The 16509-nt window shown below is 65.0% G+C and carries 13 protein-coding genes and 3 pseudogenes; 11 read left to right on the plus strand and 5 right to left on the minus strand.

Features of this window, described 5'->3' with window-relative positions:
- The 10 genes and pseudogenes from HGB41_RS23255 to HGB41_RS17670 all read left to right on the plus strand — a co-directional run.
- Positions 1-230 (plus strand): hypothetical protein (locus HGB41_RS23255; protein ID WP_212761014.1); only part of this gene is annotated, 230 nt, incomplete at its 5' end.
- A 152-nt stretch (positions 231-382) separates the two neighbouring features.
- Positions 383-1270 (plus strand): universal stress protein, encoded by an 888-nt coding sequence (locus HGB41_RS17625; protein WP_171086847.1) that lies wholly within the window; start codon positions 383-385, stop codon positions 1268-1270.
- A 45-nt stretch (positions 1271-1315) separates the two neighbouring features.
- A complete protein-coding gene (locus HGB41_RS17630; protein ID WP_171086849.1) occupies positions 1316-4228 on the plus strand; it encodes a monovalent cation/H+ antiporter subunit A in 2913 nt (970 codons plus the stop codon).
- Complete coding sequence (locus tag HGB41_RS17635; RefSeq protein WP_171086852.1) at positions 4229-4573, plus strand: Na+/H+ antiporter subunit C; 345 nt, start codon at positions 4229-4231, stop codon at positions 4571-4573.
- Positions 4570-6195 (plus strand): monovalent cation/H+ antiporter subunit D, encoded by a 1626-nt coding sequence (locus HGB41_RS17640; RefSeq protein WP_171086854.1) that lies wholly within the window; start codon positions 4570-4572, stop codon positions 6193-6195. Before HGB41_RS17635 ends, HGB41_RS17640 begins: the two co-directional genes overlap by 4 nt.
- The gene (locus HGB41_RS17645) at positions 6192-6710 is read left to right on the plus strand and encodes a Na+/H+ antiporter subunit E (RefSeq protein ID WP_171086856.1); all 519 of its coding nucleotides are present in this window, start codon (positions 6192-6194) and stop codon (positions 6708-6710) included. Before HGB41_RS17640 ends, HGB41_RS17645 begins: the two co-directional genes overlap by 4 nt.
- A complete protein-coding gene (locus tag HGB41_RS17650) occupies positions 6694-6972 on the plus strand; it encodes a K+/H+ antiporter subunit F (protein WP_171086859.1) in 279 nt (92 codons plus the stop codon). Before HGB41_RS17645 ends, HGB41_RS17650 begins: the two co-directional genes overlap by 17 nt.
- The gene (mnhG, locus tag HGB41_RS17655; RefSeq protein ID WP_171086861.1) at positions 6969-7373 is read left to right on the plus strand and encodes a monovalent cation/H(+) antiporter subunit G; all 405 of its coding nucleotides are present in this window, start codon (positions 6969-6971) and stop codon (positions 7371-7373) included. Before HGB41_RS17650 ends, mnhG begins: the two co-directional genes overlap by 4 nt.
- A gap of 51 nt (positions 7374-7424) precedes the next feature.
- A pseudogene (locus HGB41_RS23600) lies at positions 7425-7820 on the plus strand (transposase); the annotation flags it as partial.
- A gap of 146 nt (positions 7821-7966) precedes the next feature.
- On the plus strand, positions 7967-8983 hold the full coding sequence (locus HGB41_RS17670; RefSeq protein WP_171086865.1) for an extracellular solute-binding protein: 1017 nt from the start codon (positions 7967-7969) through the stop codon (positions 8981-8983).
- Positions 8984-9068: 85 nt separating this feature from the next.
- Here HGB41_RS17670 and HGB41_RS17675 read toward each other — a convergent pair whose 3' ends face one another.
- Complete coding sequence (locus HGB41_RS17675) at positions 9069-10709, minus strand: ABC transporter permease (RefSeq protein WP_171086867.1); 1641 nt, start codon at positions 10707-10709, stop codon at positions 9069-9071.
- A 28-nt stretch (positions 10710-10737) separates the two neighbouring features.
- Between HGB41_RS17675 and HGB41_RS17680 the strand changes: the two genes are divergently transcribed.
- Positions 10738-11814: an ABC transporter ATP-binding protein gene (locus HGB41_RS17680; RefSeq protein WP_371868545.1), complete on the plus strand. Its 1077-nt coding sequence runs from the start codon at positions 10738-10740 to the stop codon at positions 11812-11814.
- A gap of 48 nt (positions 11815-11862) precedes the next feature.
- On the opposite strand, the gene HGB41_RS17685 is transcribed toward HGB41_RS17680, so the two are convergent.
- The 4 genes and pseudogenes from HGB41_RS17685 to ssb form a co-directional block, all read right to left on the minus strand.
- Positions 11863-13905 carry a TonB-dependent receptor gene (locus HGB41_RS17685; RefSeq protein ID WP_229423102.1) on the minus strand — a complete coding sequence of 681 codons (2043 nt, stop codon included), beginning with the start codon at positions 13903-13905 and terminating at the stop codon, positions 11863-11865.
- A 516-nt stretch (positions 13906-14421) separates the two neighbouring features.
- Positions 14422-14880, minus strand: a pseudogene (locus tag HGB41_RS23605) (IS5/IS1182 family transposase); the annotation flags it as partial.
- A gap of 103 nt (positions 14881-14983) precedes the next feature.
- Positions 14984-15438, minus strand: a pseudogene (locus HGB41_RS17695) (reverse transcriptase domain-containing protein); the annotation flags it as partial.
- A 528-nt stretch (positions 15439-15966) separates the two neighbouring features.
- A complete protein-coding gene (gene ssb / locus HGB41_RS17700; protein ID WP_171086873.1) occupies positions 15967-16473 on the minus strand; it encodes a single-stranded DNA-binding protein in 507 nt (168 codons plus the stop codon).
- Positions 16474-16509 lie beyond the last annotated feature (36 nt).

Consider the following 16509-nt stretch of genomic DNA (forward strand, 5'->3'; position numbering starts at 1 on the left):
TCCCGGTTTCGCTCACGCTGGACCCCAAACTTTTCGGAGTCGACAGCATGAACTACATCGCAAAAGCAGACATTTCTACTTTGCCCAAACCGGACATTTCTACTTTGCCCTTACAGGGTGGGCAATTCGTAATTCAGGGCATTGCCCTGAATTACCTTGCCCACGCGTTCAAACTACGGTACTGCAGCCCGTGCGCCGGCTCGTATTGCAACTATCACCGCGTGGGGTAACCGGGGCCAGTGGCCCGGGTTACAAGCCACCCACCCTACGGTTCTCACTAATTGACTGGCATTAAGACATGCCTGGCGTAACGCGTTGCTGCAATCCATGCAAAAACAGTAAAGTGGACGTATTTGCCACTCGTTCCAGCATGGAGGTTTGCGTGAACGACAGTACCCCTGCTCTCCTGCCCCGCCGCCTGCTGCTGGCGACCGACCTGTGCGCCTGTTGCGACCGTCCACTCGACCGCGCCAGGCAGCTTGCCCTCGAATGGCAGGCCGATCTCACCGTCCTGACGGTGCGCGAAGGTCCCGCCACGCCCGAAGAAGTCTCGTCCTGGCTCGAAGGCACCGACGCCGTGCACGCCTTCGAGCTGGCCGCGCGCGCCGAGCTGGCCGAGGAATTCGCGGGCACCGGCATGGTCCCGATGCTGCAGGTCGTGCCGGGCGATGTCACCGACGGCATCCTCGGCGCTGCGGCGGCATTGAGCGAAGCGCTGGTCGTCATCGGCGCCTCGCGCAACGAAACCTTCCAGGAACTCATCCTCGGTTCCACCGCCGGGCGCCTGGCCCAGGGCCTGGATCACCCGCTGCTGGTGGTGCGCCAGCGCACCCGCGGCAGCTATGCCCGCATCCTGGTGGCGAACGACTTTTCCGAAACGGCGCGCGAGGCGCTCGGCACGGCCCTGCGCCTGCTCCCCGGCCGCCGCATCACCCTGTTCCACGCCCTCGAGGGCAGCGCCTATGCGCCGCTCGAGGCCTCGGCCGCCGCCCTGCAGGAAGCCCAGGCCGGGAACGAACGCTTCCTCGACGGCTGCGCCCTGCCCGCCGATGTGCGCGGGCGCATCGACATCGTCGTCGGCCGCGGCCTGGTGACCGAGGCCATCACCCGTCACGTGGTCGAAGGCGCGATCCAGCTGGTGGTGCTCGGCGTGCACCGGCTGTCGGCGGTGGCGCGCGTGTTCATGGGCAGCCGCAACGACGACCTGCTCGAGCACCTGCCCTGCGATACCCTGCTGGTGCGCGCAGCGGAAAGCGGCGACGATGGCTGACGGCCCCGCGCCTCCCCGCTACTCTCCGCACCGGAGCTGAACGCGATGCTCCTGTTGCTGCTCCTGCTCCCCTTTGCCGCGGCCCTGGTTGCGGCCTGCATGCCGGGCAATTCGCGCGACCGCCCCGCAGCCGTCGCCGGCATCGCCACCCTGGTGGCCCTGGTGCTTGCCATCTCCCGCTTCGGGGGCATCGCTGAAGGCGGCGTGCCGCTGGAGCACTACGCCTGGCTGCCGTCGTTCGGGCTCGACATCGTCCTGCGCATGGACGGCCTGGCCTGGGTGTTCAGCGTCATGGTGCTCGGCATCGGCCTGCTGGTGCTGCTGTATGCGCGCTACTACATGTCGCGGCGCGACCCGGTGCCGCGCTTCTATGCCTACATCATGGCCTTCATGGGCTCGATGCTCGGGGTGGTGTTGTCGGGGAACCTGATCCAGCTGGTGGTGTTCTGGGAGCTGACCAGCGTTACCTCTTTCCTGCTGATCGGCTACTGGCAGGAGCGCAACGATGCGCGGCGCGGCGCCCGCATGGCATTTACGGTGACCACCATCGGCGGCCTGTGCCTGCTGGCCGGCGTGCTGCTGCTCGGGCATATCGCCGGCAGCTACGAGCTGGAAGCCGTGCTGGGATCCGGCAACCTGATCCGGGCCCACGACTGGTACGTCCCTGCGCTGGTGCTGGTGTTGCTGGGCGCCCTGACCAAGAGCGCGCAATTCCCTTTCCACTTCTGGCTGCCGCACGCGATGGCCGCGCCCACGCCCGTGTCGGCCTACCTGCACTCGGCCACGATGGTCAAGGCCGGCATCTTCCTCCTGATCCGCCTGTGGCCGGCCCTGGCCGGAACCGAAGAATGGTTCTGGATCCTGGGCTCGGCCGGGGTCTGCACCCTGCTGCTGGGCTCCTTCTTCGCTATCTTCCAGTACGACATGAAGGGCCTGCTGGCGTATTCGACCATCAGCCACCTGGGCCTGATCACGGTCTTGCTGAGCATCGGCACGCCGCTCTCGGTAGTGGCCGCCATCTTCCACACCATGAACCACGCCGTGTTCAAGGCGTCGCTGTTCATGGCGGTGGGCATCGTCGACCACGAATCCGGCACGCGCGACATGCGCATGCTGCGCGGCCTCAAGCGCGCCATGCCGCACACCGCGGCACTGGCGATTGTCGCCAGCGCCGCCATGGCCGGGGTGCCGCTGATGAACGGCTTCCTGTCGAAGGAGATGTTCTTTGCCGAGACCATGATCGTGGGCGGCACCGAGAACTGGTGGATGTCGGTGGTCGCAGTGCTGATGGGCCTGTTCAGCGTCGTGTATTCGCTGCGCTTCATCAGCGTGTTCTTCGGGCCGCTGGCGCATGACCTGCCGGAAGAGCCGCACGAGCCGGCGCGCTGGATGCGGGTGCCGATCGAATGCCTGGTGCTGCTGTGCATCGCTGTCGGCGTGATGCCAGAGCGCGTGGTGGGCGACGTGCTTGCAGTGGCCGCAAGTTCGGTGCTGGGCCCCACCATGCCCGCCTACGACCTGGCGATCTGGCATGGTTTCAACCTGCCCCTCGTCATGAGCCTGGTGGCGCTGGGAGGCGGCGTGGCCTGCTACCTGCTGCTGCGCTACCGCTTCGAACTGGCCCAGCGCGACCGTGTGCCCTTGCTGCACCGCCTGAAAGGCGCGCAGCTGTACGAAAGCACCCTGCTCGGGCTGTCGCAGGGCGCCGCCTGGCTGATCCGCGTGGCGGGCACTCGCCAGCTGCAGCCGCAGTTGCTGGTGCTATTGAGCGCCTTCGTGGCGGTGCCGCTGCTGCTGGCCCAGCCCCTGGGGCCCTGGCCGCTGCCGGCCTTCGAGAACGTTGACCCGCTGTTCGCGCTGCTGTGGCTGATCGGCGCCGGCTGCGCGGTGGCCGCGGCCTGGAAAGCCAAATACCACCGGCTGGCGGCGCTGGCGCTGGTCGGCGCCACCGGGCTGGCCACCAGCATCACCTTCCTGTGGCTGTCGGCGCCCGACCTGGCCCTGACCCAGCTGATGGTGGAAACCGTGACCACGGTGCTGATCCTGCTCGGCCTGCGCTGGCTGCCGCCGCGCTTCATGCCTGCCCACCTGGGCGGGCATGCGCCGCGCGGCACCCGCCTGCGCCGGGGGCGCGATGCGCTGGTGGCGGTAGCGGGCGGGCTGGCGTTGGCGGCCGTGAGCTATGCGGTGATCAAGCAGCCGGCGGTGCCGAGCATCCGCGACTTCTTCGTGCTGCGCGCGCTGTCCGAGGGCGGTGGCGCGAACGTCGTCAACGTGCTGCTGATCGACTTCCGCGGCTTCGACACCATGGGCGAAATCACGGTGCTGTCGGCGGTGGCGCTCACGGTGTATGCGCTGCTGCGGCGCTTCCGCCCGGCGCCCGAGAGCATCTCCATCCCGCTGCAGCAGGCCAGCGACGTCGACCCGGCCATCACCCAGAAGCCCGCCCAGCAGGCGCGCGACGGCTACCTGATGATCCAGGCGGTCTACCTGCGCTTCTTGCTGCCCGTGATGGGCGTGATCGCCGTGTACTTCTTCATGCGTGGCCATAACCTGCCGGGCGGCGGCTTCGTCGCCGGCCTGATCTTCGCCACCGCCCTCATCGTGCAGTACATGGTGGCCGGCACCGACTGGGTCGAATCGCACCTGCGCCTGCGCCCGCACCAGTGGATCGGCTGGGGCCTGGTGTGCGCCTGCGCCACCGGCCTGGGCGCCTGGCTGTTCGGCTACCCCTTCCTGACCAGCCACACTGCCCACGTCACGCTGCCGCTGTTGGGCAGCATGCACCTGCCCTCGGCCTTCGTGTTCGACCTCGGCGTGTTCTTCGTGGTAGTCGGCACCACCATGCTCATTTTGGTGGCGCTGGCCCACCAGTCGCTGCGCAGCCGCCGCACGCCGCACGGCAGCAGCCGCAGCGCCGCGCTCGCGGCCATCCCTCCCACCAAGGAAATCCGGTAAATGGAAACCGTCATCGCGCTCGCCATCGGCATCGTGTTCGGCTCGGGCATCTGGCTGGTGCTGCGCCCGCGCAGCTTCCAGGTGCTGATCGGGCTGATGCTGATGTCGTATGCGGTCAACCTGTTCATCTTCGCCATGGGGCGGCTAACGGTGGACCGGCCCCCGCTCACGCCGGCAGGCACCGTGCCTGACCCTTCGGCGCTGGCCGACCCGGTGCCGCAGGCGCTGGTGCTGACGGCAATCGTCATCGGCTTCGCCACCACCGCGCTCTACCTGGTCGTGATGATCGGCGCGCGCGGCCTGACCGGCACCGACCACGTCGACGGCGAGGAGCCGGAAGAATGACTCTTGACTCGACCCTGCACCTGGTGATCGTCCCGGTCCTGCTGCCGCTGCTGTGCGGCGGGCTGCTGGCGACGATCAAGCAGGGCCGCCACCGCCTGAAGTTCGCGCTGTCCTATGGCTCCGCGGTGGCGCTGCTGGCCAACGCCCTGGGACTGGCGGCGCTCGCCGACGGCAGCTGGCCGGACGGCATCGGCGTGTATTTCGCCGCCAACTGGGCCGCGCCCTTCGGCATCGCGCTGGTGGCCGACCGCCTGTCCGCCGCCATGCTGGTGCTGACCGCGATGCTGGCCCTGGGCGCCCTGCACTACGCGCAGCCGCGCTGGAGCCGCATCGGCGTGCATTTCCATTCGCTGTTCCAGTTCCTGCTGATGGGGATTAATGGCGCCTTCCTGACCCACGACCTGTTCAACCTGTTCGTGTTCTTCGAGGTGATGCTGGCCGCGTCCTATGGCCTGGTGCTGCACGGGTATAACGTGGAGCGCCTGCGCGCCAGCCTGCAGTACATCGCCGTGAACCTGGTGGCCGCCCTGTTCTTCCTGGTCGGCGTCGCGCTCATCTACGCCACCACCGGCACCCTGAACATGGCCGACATGGCGGGACGGATCGGCGCGCTGGCCACCGGCGATATCGGCTTGCTGAAAACCGGGGTAGCGGTGCTGGCGCTGGCCTTCCTGGCCAAGGGCGCCATGTGGCCGCTGGGCTTCTGGCTGCCCACTACCTATGCGGCCGCCTCGCCGCCCGTGGCAGCCATGCTGGTCCTCATGACCAAGGTCGGCGCATATGTCGTGCTGCGCATCTGGCTGCTGGTCTTCCCGGAAGGCGCCGGCGAGATGGCGCGCTATGGTTATGAGGCGCTGCTGTGGGGCGGCATGGCGACCATCGTGTTCGGCGCGGCCGGCATGCTGGCCACCGATACCGCCGGCCGCCTGGCCGGCTATGCGGCGATCGTCTCGTCCGGCACGCTGCTGGCCGTGATCGGCTATGGCCAGGCCTCGCTCGTCACCGCCGGCCTCTATTATTTCTTCGCCTCGACCGTCGCCCTGGCCGCCTTCGTGCTGCTGATCGAACTCGTCGACCGCATCCGCACGCCGGCCGCGGCGCTGCTGGCGCTGACCGCCGAAGCCTATGCGGTCGAAGACACCCCGGCCGAACCGAAGGGCAAGGGCGTGCCCGCCACCATGGCCTTCCTGTCGCTGGCCTTCGCAGCCTGCGCACTGACCATTGCCGGCCTGCCGCCGTTGTCGGGCTTCGTCGCCAAGTTCGGCATGTTCCACGCCCTGCTCAACCCGGAACCGGGCGCACCGGCGATCGCCGGCAGCGGCTGGACCCTGATGGCGCTGGTGTTCGCCTCCGGCCTGGTCGCCATCGTGTCGCTGATGCGCTTCGGCGTGCGCACCTTCTGGACCACCGACACGGTCGGCCCGCCGCGCCTGCATACGGCGGAGGTGATGCCGGTGGCAGCGCTGCTGGTCGTCTCGGTGCTGCTCACGGTGCAGGCCCAGCCTTTGTACGACTATCTCGGACGCGCCAGCGCCGGCATGCACCGGCCCGCCCTGTATATCGACCGGGTATTGGGCACGCCGCCGGTGCCCGGCCCGGCGCACCCCGGGGAGGCGCCATGAGCCCGTGGATTCCTTTCCCCATCGTGTCGCTGGCACTGTGCGCCCTGTGGCTGCTGCTGAACCAGGCGCTCGATCCGGCCAACCTGTTGTTCGGCGTGCTGCTGGGGATCGCCGTGCCGCAGCTAGCGCGCAGGCTGCAGCCGCTCGGCTACCCGCGCCTGCGCGCCCCGCTGACCTTTATGCGCCTGATGGGGTTCGCGCTGGTGGAGATCGTCCGCTCCTGCTTCAACGTCTGCCACATCATCCTGTTCAGGGACCATCGCACCGTCAACTCGCAGTTCATCCGCGTGCCGCTCACCATGCGCGATCCCTACGGCCTGGCGATGCTGTCCTGCCTGATCAACATGACGCCCGGTACCGTCTGGGTGGAGATCTTCCCGGAGCGGCACGAGCTGGCCTTGCACGTGTTCGACCTGCACGACGAAGGGTGGTGGGTCGACACGATCAAGACGCGCTACGAGCGGCCCCTGATCGATATCTTTGAATCGGAGAACGGCAATGGAAACCCTGCTTGAGTTTTCAATCGGCTACGCGATGGTGTGCGTGCTGGCGGCGATGGCCCTCTGCGCGGTGCGCCTGTTGATTGGCCCCTCGGCCCACGACCGGGTACTGGCGCTGGACACGCTCTGGATGTGCGGCATGCTGCTGGCCATCGTGTTGGGTATCCGCTTCGGCACCCAGGTCTATTTCGAGGTGGCGATCCTGATCGCGCTGGTGGGCTTCGTGTCGACGGTCGCGATGGCGAAGTTTTTAATGCGCGGGGAGATCATCGAATGACGGGCATCGAGCATATTCCCGGCTGGGCGGCCCTGCCGGTGGCGCTGCTGCTGGTGCTGGGCGCGACCATCATCCTGATCGGCGCCCTCGGCCTGCTGCGCCTGCGCACCTTTTATCAACGCATCCACGGGCCGGCCATCACCGTGACGCTGGGCGCCGGCTGCCTGCTGCTGGCATCGATGGTGTATTTCACGGTGGCGCAGTCGCGGCTGGTGATCCACGAGATCATCATCTCGGTGTTCCTCTTGATGACGGCGCCGGTGGTGGCGATGACGATCATGCGCGCGGCGGTGTACCGCGATCTAAGGGCACGCAGGCATGAGGCGGGGGCGACGGCGGGGGATGTGTATAGCATTATCGATGGGACGGCGGACAGCCCGCAGGGCGGCCGCCCTGACTGACCATGCCTGGCGGGCGCCGACCCATGAAAAAGCGGAGCTCAACTGACCGACGGTCGATTCGATAAGGCCGATTTCATTTATCACCCGTCAAAGAACGAGTATCGCTGCCCGGCAGGCGAGTCCCGGATACAGCGTTCCGCAAGCGTCGAAAAAGGCATGACGAACACCGCTACTGAAGCTCGAACTGCAAAGCCTGCACACTCAAGGATAAGTGCACGCCGGGCGCGCGGCGGCGCGTGACCCGCTGGGAACATCAGGACGTGCTCGACGACATGCAGGCACGTCTTGAACAGGCGCGAGACGCCATGCGAATCCGACGTTCGACTGTCGAGCATCCGTACGCGACAATCAAGGCGTGGATGGGAGCGACGCACTTCCTGAGCCTATAACTTCAGGCGCTTGATGGCGATTCTGGGCATTGAGAAGATGCTGGCAGCAATCCCGGCGTATGCCCGTTTTCTGACGCTGCAAGCCCTGCTTGCGGTGTTCAGTTTATCGGAATCTGGTTTTTTCAACGAAGAGGTAAATGAGTGTCATTTGCATCTCCCGGTTCGTTTTGTTACCCTGCAGTTTTAAGTAACTACAGGAAGACCGTGAGCCCGAACAAAATCGCAGCCCTTGCCTTGCTCTCGCTGGTGGCCTTGCCTGCCACTAGCCAGGACAAAGTACTGAACCTGTATTCCGCGCGCCATTACCAGACCGATGAAGCGCTGTACACGGATTTCACGAAGCAGACCGGAATCAAGATCAATCGCATCGAAGCGGGTGAAAACGAGCTGCTCGAGCGCCTGCGCAACGAGGGCGCCTATAGCCCGGCCGACGTCTTCCTGACGGTCGATGCGGCCAGGCTGGGCAAGGCCGAGGAAATGGGCCTGTTCGCACCGGTTAAATCGGCAGTGCTGACGCAGCGTATCCCAGCGCATCTGCGCACCGACACCTGGTTCTCGTTCTCGCAGCGCGCGCGCGTGATTGTCGCCAACAAGACGCGCGTGAACGCGGCCGATGTCCAGACCTACGAGAGCCTCGCCAATCCGAAGCTCAAGAGCCAGGTGTGTGTACGTTCCGGCGCCCATCCGTATAACCTGTCGCTCGGCGCCGCCATCCTCAATCACCACGGCGAACAAAAGACGCAGGCCTGGGCCAAGGGCCTGGTGGAGAACTTTGCGCGCGCGCCGAAGGGCGGCGACACCGACCAGATCAAGGCCGTTGCTGCCGGCGAGTGCGGAGTTGCGCTGGCAAACTCCTACTATGTCGCGCGCATGCTGCGCTCGGACAAGCCGGAAGACAAAAGGGTCATGGAAAATGTGACGGTCATCTGGCCGAACCAGAAGACCACGGGCGCCCACATGAACATTTCCGGCGGTGGCATGCTCAAGACCGCGCCGAACAAAGAGTCCGCGGTCAAGTTCCTGGAATACTTGGCATCGAACCAGGCACAGGTTTATTTTGCTGACGGAAATAACGAGTGGCCGGTCGTCGCCAGCGTCAAGACCAGCAATCCCGGTCTGGCCGCAATGGGCAACTTCAAGGCCGATACCGTGAAAGTTGGCGCCCTGGCCGCGAAACAAGCCGAAGTCCAGAAGATCTACGACCGCGCCGGCTGGCGCTGATCTGCTTTTTCACAGACTGGCAGCACGTCGACAATGCCGTCCGGTTCGCACCGGACGGCATTGTTCGTTTCAAGCGCTGCGCCGCTTAGCGGCCGGGGCGGCTGCGCGCGATCCCGCGGGTCAGCACCATCAGCGGCAGCACGCCGACGGCGACGATCGCCAGCGCCGCCGTCGAGGCTTCGGTCAGGCGTTCGTCCGAGGCCAGCACATAGGCCTGGGTAGCCAGGGTATCGAAATTAAAGGGCCGCATGACCAGGGTTGCCGGCAATTCCTTCATGACTTCCACGAACACCAGCAGGCCGCCCGTCAGCAGGCTGCCCCGCAGCATGGGGATGTGGATGCGCCAGAGCATGGCCGGCGCGCCGTGGCCGAGCGAACGCGCGGCGTCGTCCATCGACGTGGTGATCTTGCCCAGGCCCGCCTCCACCGTCTGCAGCGAGACGGCCAGGAAACGTACCAGGTAGGCGTACACCAGTGCTGCGATGCCGCCGGTCAGCAGCAGGCCCGGATTGGTGCCCGTCAGCTGCATCCAGGCCGAGGCCAGCCAGGTATCGAGCTTCGTCACCGGCAGCAGCACGCCCACCGAGATCACCGTGCCCGACAGCGCGTAGCCAAGCCCGGCCAAGCGGTTCACGTTGCGGTGCAGGTTGCCGCGCGCGGTGCGCGCCGCATACGCCAGCAGCACCGCGATCGCCACCGCCAGGACCGCCGCCAGCGCGGCCAGCACGAAGCTGTTCCGGGCAAGCACAAGGAAGCGTTCGCCGAACTGGGCGTCGCCGCTGGTGATTGCCATGTGCAGCAAGACCGCAGCGGGCAGCAGGAAGCCGGCGCCAAGCGGAACGCTGCAGAACACGACGGCCGCTACAGCGCGCAGGCCCGTCAGGCGGTCGCCCGGATGGCTGGCCTGGCGAGCGCCGGCGACGTCGAAGCGGGCGCGGGCGCGGCTGATTTGCTCGATCAGGAGCAGCAGCGCCACGAAGCCCAATAAGGCGGCCGCCAGCTGCGCCGCCGCCTCGCGGTCGCCCAGGGAAAACCACGCACGGTAGATGCCTGTCGTGAAGGTTTGAACGCCGAAATACGAAACCGCGCCATAGTCGGCCAGGGTTTCCATCAGGGCCAGCGCGGCGCCGGCGGCAATGGCCGGACGCGCCAGCGGTACGGCGATCGTGAAGAAGCGCCGCCATGGGCCCAGTCCCAGCGACCGTCCGACATCGAGCATGCCGCCCGCCCGCTCCAGGAAGGTCGCGCGCGCCAGCAGGTACACATACGGATACAGCACGAAGGTGAAGATCACGGCCGCGCCGCCGAGGGTGCGTATGTCGGGAAACCAGTAACTGCCTGGCGTGAGCGCAAACGTGGCGCGTAGCCAGGTCTGGACCGGCCCGACGAACTGCAGCAGGTCGGTGTAGGTGTAGGCCATCACGTAGGTCGGCACCGCCAGCGGCAGCACCAGCGCCCACTCGAACAGGCGCCGCCCGGGAAAGTCGTGCATCGTGACCAGCCAGGCGGCACCAGTCCCGATGACAATCGTGCCGGTGCCGACGACCGCGCACAGGTAGAGAGTGCTGAGGATATACGAAGCGAGCACGGTGTCGGCCAGGTGGGTCCAGGTCGCGCCGCCGGCGCCGGGCAGCAGCGACGCCACCACGGTCAGCAAGGGCACCGCTATCAAGACCGCGACCACCAGTGCCGCCGCTTGCAGGGGGTTGAACGCCGATTTCGCCACGATAACCTAAGGAAATAAAGGAATTATAATGGGTCCTTTACTCCCCCGGACCACCATGGCGCTTCTTGAACTGCAGCAGCTTTCTCATGCTTACGGCGGCCACCTTGTCGTCGACGGCTTGTCGCTCGACCTGGCGCCCGGCACGATCGGCTGCCTGCTCGGACCGTCCGGCTGCGGCAAGACCACCGTGCTCCGCTGCATTGCCGGATTCGAGCGCCCCGATGCCGGTACCATCCGGGTGGGCGAAGAAGTGGTCAGCGCGATGTCCACCCACGTGCCGCCCGAGCGCCGGCGCATCGGCATGGTTTTCCAGAATTATTCGCTCTTTCCGCACCTGAGCGTGGCGGCGAATATCGCCTTCGGCTTGCAGGCCCTGCCCTCCGCCGAGCGCAAGGCCCGTGTGCACGCCTTGCTGGAACTGGTCGGACTGCCGAGCCAGGCCGGCAGGTATCCGCACGAGCTCTCCGGCGGCCAGCAGCAGCGTGTCGCCCTGGCGCGGGCCTTGGGCCCGCGGCCGCGCCTTCTGCTGCTGGACGAACCGTTTTCCAGCCTCGACGTGGATCTGCGCGAACGCCTGGCGGCTGAAGTAGGCGCCATCCTGCGCGCCGAGGGCACGACCGCGGTCATGGTCACACACGACCAGCACGAAGCGTTTGCGATGGCCGACCAGGTGGGCGTCATGCACGGGGGCCGCATCCAGCAGTGGGACACCCCGTATAACCTGTATCACCGGCCGGCCAACCGCTTCGTGGCGGATTTCATCGGCCAGGGCGCCTTCGTTCCCGGCCAGGTATTGGCGGGCGGCGCCATCGCCATCGAGCTGGGCGCGCTGCGCAACGCTGCGGCAGGCAGCGCGCCAGCGTGGCAGCCTGGAGACGCTGTCACCGTCCTGCTGCGCCCGGACGACGTCGTGCACGACGACGCCAGCCCCTTGACAGCCGAGGTGGTGGCAAAGGCGTTTCGCGGCGCCGAATTTCTTTATACGCTCAAGCTCGGCAGCGGTCAGGAAGTGCTGTCGCTGGTCCCGAGCCACCACGACCACGCGCCGGGCGAACGGATCGGCATCCGCCTCGACGTCGACCACGTGGTCGCCTTCCCCGCCTGATCGACGCCGGCCCCCAAGCGAGGCCGGCGGCAGGACCTCACGACAGGTTTAGAAGCTGGCGAACAGCGACAGTTTCACGCTGCGCGGCGCGCCCGGCATGATGTTGTTGTCGTTGTGGGCCGATGCCCAATACTTCTTGTCGAACAGGTTTTCCACGTTCAGCTGCAAGCGGTATTGCTTGCTTAGACGGTAGAAGACGGCGCCATCGACGCGGGTGAACGACGGCAGCATCACCGTGTTCGAGGTCGAGGTGTACAGGCTGTCGCGATACACCACGCCCAGGGCCGCAGCCAGCGGTGCGCTGAAGTCGTAGCGGCTCCACAGGGAGAACGTGTGCTTCGGTACCATCGCCAGCTTGGCGCCGGAGCGCACGGTGGCCGACTGGTCGGCGGTCAGCACCGCGTCCTGGTAAGCGTAGCCGCCCATGACGCTGAGTGCTTGGGTCACGCGTCCCGTCAGATCCAGTTCGACGCCCCTGCTGCGCTGGCCATCGACCAGGATGCTGGTACCGGCCACCGCGCCCGGCACGACGACGTTGCTTCGGTCGAGCTGATAGACGGCGGCGCTGGCGGCCAGCAGCGGGGTCACATCCCACTTCACGCCGAGTTCGACATTGTCAAATTTCTCGGGATCGAAAGCACGGTTGCTTGCGGTAAGCGAGGTAAGCTGATCGCCGGCGCGCGGCAGGTAGGCGCGGCTATAGCTGGCATATACCGACATCGCTTCCACCGGTTTGTAGATCAGGCCGAAACGTGGGGAGACCGGCGTATCGGTTACCGCGAACTGGCCATTGCTGGTGGCAAGGCGATTGCTGAAGTCGACGCTGAAGCGGTCGTAGCGCAAGCCCGCCACTGCCTGCCACTGGGGCGAGAAGATGATCTGGTCCTGCAGGTAGACGGACGCGACCTTGGCCTCGCTGTAGTTGCTGGTCGTCGCCGTCGGGAAGCTGACGCCGCCGGTATAGATTGGGTTACTGGCGAGAACACTCGCGGGGGCTGCAAAAGCACCGGTACGGCGCGCGTTATCGGTTTCCTGGCGGCCGAGCTCGACGCCGGCGGCGATCTTGTGGGTGATGCTGCCGGTCGCCAGCGCGTAGCTCAGGTCGGTCTGGTTGAACAGGTTGTTGCGTTCGGTCGTGTCGAGATAGGCGCCCACGGCAAGACGGCCGGTGGTTGTGTTGACGGCGCTGTTGGCATACACGTTCTGGTAATACTTGTCGTACTTGGCGACACGGGTACGGTTGCGCAGCATGAAGCCATTGCCGGCATCGTGTTCGACGTAGGCCGAGAAGGCATCCACGCGCACACCGGTCGGGCTCAGCTCGGCATTGCCAAAGAAAGTCGACACGTCGCTGTCGAATGGACGTCCGTTAAACGAGGGCACGCCGCGGTCGGCGATGCGGTCGTCGCGGAAGTGCTCGTAGCCGAGGCTGATGCGGGTATTCCTGCCGGCGCGCAGGCTCATGGTCGGATTGATGCCCTTGCGTTCGAGCGTGACGCCACCGCGGTAGCTGTCCGACCGCTCGGCCATGGCATTGACGCGCACTGCCATGTCCGGGTTCACTGTCCCGCCGACATCGACGGCGGCGCGCTTGTGGCCATACGAGCCGACGGAGAGGTTGACATCGGCCACGGGTACCCAGCGCGCCTGCTTGCTGACGCGGTTGATCACGCCACCCGAACCGCCGCGGCCGAAGATCATCGCATTGGCGCCCTTGATGGCCTCGAGGCTTTCGATGTTGTAGAAATCGCGGTAGTACTGCACGTCGTCGCGCATGCCGTCGATAAAGAAATCGCCGGTCGAGCTATTGCCGCGGAACACGGCTGCGTCGCGGTTGCCTTCTCCCTGGGCCGTGACGATGCCCGGCACGTAGCGGATGGCGTCGGCAATGCTCTGCATGGCCTGGTCGTCCATCAATCGGCGCGTGATCACCGTCACCGACTGCGGCGAGTCGCGCAGCAACGTATCGGTCTTCATCACGCTGAAGGTAGTTTTTTCGGCATAGCCACGGTCGGCTGAGCCAAGCACTTCAACCACCGAAACCGGGGCAGGCTGGTCGTCGTTGGCAAGGGCTGCGCAGCTCAGCAGCATACCTGCCACGGCAAGGGCGATGGGAGTCGGACGGGAGAATGGTGAAGAACTTATGATCGTCATCAGAATGTTAATGGGAATGAGAATGAGAATAATTCCCAATATTATTACGGCAGCTCCTTATCTGCAAGAAAGATTTTGTGGTCAATAATGGGACCGTGTGGAGGTCGTGATGCCGCTAGGCGCTATGCTGGCAATGCGGAGTACAGCCTAACCGGCTTAGCCCAGGAACATTTACTGCAGGTCGTTGAGGGGACGCTGGGCCCGGTTCCACCGGGCGACCCAGTCTTGAGACCGGTACAGCAGGCCATTTACTTCGGCCGCGTCAAGCGTCGTGCCTATCCCGTTGATGCTCACGCCCATGCGTTTGCCGAACAAGTACGTGGGCCGGAACGAGAAAGGAATTCGATTTTTCTGCGTGCGGGTGTACACAGTTTGCGCTAATTCTGACTGCGATCCAGGTCCGCTATTGGCCCAGCCTGTGTAAAAACGCAAAATGAAGGACTGGCGGCCGATTTGTACGCGCCAACGTCGGATTCGCATGGCGTCTGGCGCCTGTTCAAGACGTGCCAGCATGCCGTCGAGCACGTCCAGGTGCTCCCATCGGGTCACTCGCCGCTGCGCGCCCGGCGTACATTTGTCCGTGAGTAGGCAGCCCTTGCAGTTCGAGCTCCAGTAGCGGTGGTTCGTCATGCCTTTTTCGACGCTCGCGAAACGCCATATCAGGGACTCGCCCGCCGGGCAACGATACTCGTTCTTTGACGGGTCATAAATAAAGTCGGCCTTGTCGAACCGGCCGCCGGCTTTGGCCCCGGAGGTTTTCGTGGGTGGCACCAAAGTGCAGATGCTGGCCTCATGACAGGCCAGGATTTCTTCGCCCTTGAAGTAGCCGCGGTCGGCAATTGCTGTCAGTGCCGTGGTGCCGATGGCAGCACGCGCCTTCTTGGCCATGCCGGACAATTGGTCGCGGTCGATGCTCTCTATACAGCAACGCTCATGTCATGCACACCGCATGAATCGTGTTAGCGGCTCGGCCACGCTTGCGGTACCCAGCCAGGTACACAGTAGCCTGATGGACCAGCAGTCCGCCATCCATGATGCCCGCGTTCAGGTAGGCGCGTACCAGCCGGATGATTCCAGCGTCGTTCACGCGCTTCCTTAAACGGTCGATCAGGATGTCGTGGTTGACCCGATCAAAGAACTTCGACAGATCGACATCGACCACGGTGCGGTAGCCTTCCTGCACGTACTGCTGTGCTGCTGTGCTGCTGTGCTGCTGTGCTGCTGTGCTGCTGTGCTGCTGTGCTGCTGTGCTGCGAGCACAGCATCGCGCGCACGGCGGCCGGGCAGGAACCCGTGGCTGTGTTCACTGAAGGTGGGATCGATCAGCGGTTGCAGCACCTGCAATAGTGCCTGCTGAATCAGACGGTCGGTCACGGTGGGTATCCCCAGTTCACGTTCGCTTCCATCCGGCTTCGGAATGCCGACGCGCCGCACCGGCATGGGCCGGTACGTGTCTTTCATCAGTTGCTGCCCCGCCGATGCGGGCATCTGATGCCGTACACGATTCATCGACAAGTTGTTCGACACTCCTACTCGTTCGGTCCTTCGCCACCGGCTCTTCGTCTCTCCGACCATGCCGACGGCTACTACGGCCTCTGCTGACTTCTCGCTCCGGATTTTTTTTCCGTCGCCCTTTCAAGCACAAGGCGAGATCTCCCCATTGGGTAAGAACGCACTCCTTCACTGCACAACCGCCGGATTACGCCACTTCGCCTTGACCACAAGAACTTCGCGGTCTGATGCCCGCTCGTCCTGCTCGGCAGCGCCTTGTATCCGATTCTTGTTCATCGGCTCGCAGTTTCGCTCCGTACGCCATCGCATGCGATGGCTCTCCACATTCGGTCGCCCTCATGCAGTTGTGCTTCGCTTCGCTCACTGTGCTCAGCTCGCGGCGGGACTTGCACCCGCAAGAGTGCGCCCAAACTGGGCGCACATGAAAAAGGCCCGCGTCCTCAAGGGAACGCGGGCCTTATCAACAAGAACGCAACGAGATAGGGCCTAGAACGGAATGTCGTCATCCATATCCGAGAAGTTCGGCGCCGGTTTCGGCTGCGGACGCGCTGCCGGTGCCGGAGGCGCCTGGCGTGGCGCAGGGCGCTGCTGTTGCTGCTGTGGCTCGTAGCCGCCGCCGTCATCCATGCCGCCACCCATGTCGTTGCCGCCCATGCCCTGGCGACCGCCCAGCATTTGCATGTTCTCGGCGATGACGTCGGTCGCGTAGCGCTCGATGCCGTCCTTGTCGGTGTACTTGCGGGTCTGCAGGCGGCCTTCGACATAGACCGACGAGCCCTTTTTCAGGTACTGGCCGACGATTTCAGCCAGACGGCCGAAGAAGGAAATGCGGTGCCACTCGGTCAGCTCTTTCTGCTCGCCAGTATTCTTGTCTTTCGACTTGTACGAGGTTGCCACCGCGATGTTGGCGATCGCGTCGCCACTTGGCATGTAGCGGATTTCCGGGTCGCGGCCGAGGTTGCCGACGATGATGACCTTGTTAACTGATGCCATTTTGTTACTCCAATTGATTTTGTAGAGCCCTGACTC

This window comes from Telluria aromaticivorans (genome assembly GCF_013003915.1).
Taxonomy (GTDB): Bacteria; Pseudomonadota; Gammaproteobacteria; order Burkholderiales; family Burkholderiaceae_D; genus Telluria; species Telluria aromaticivorans.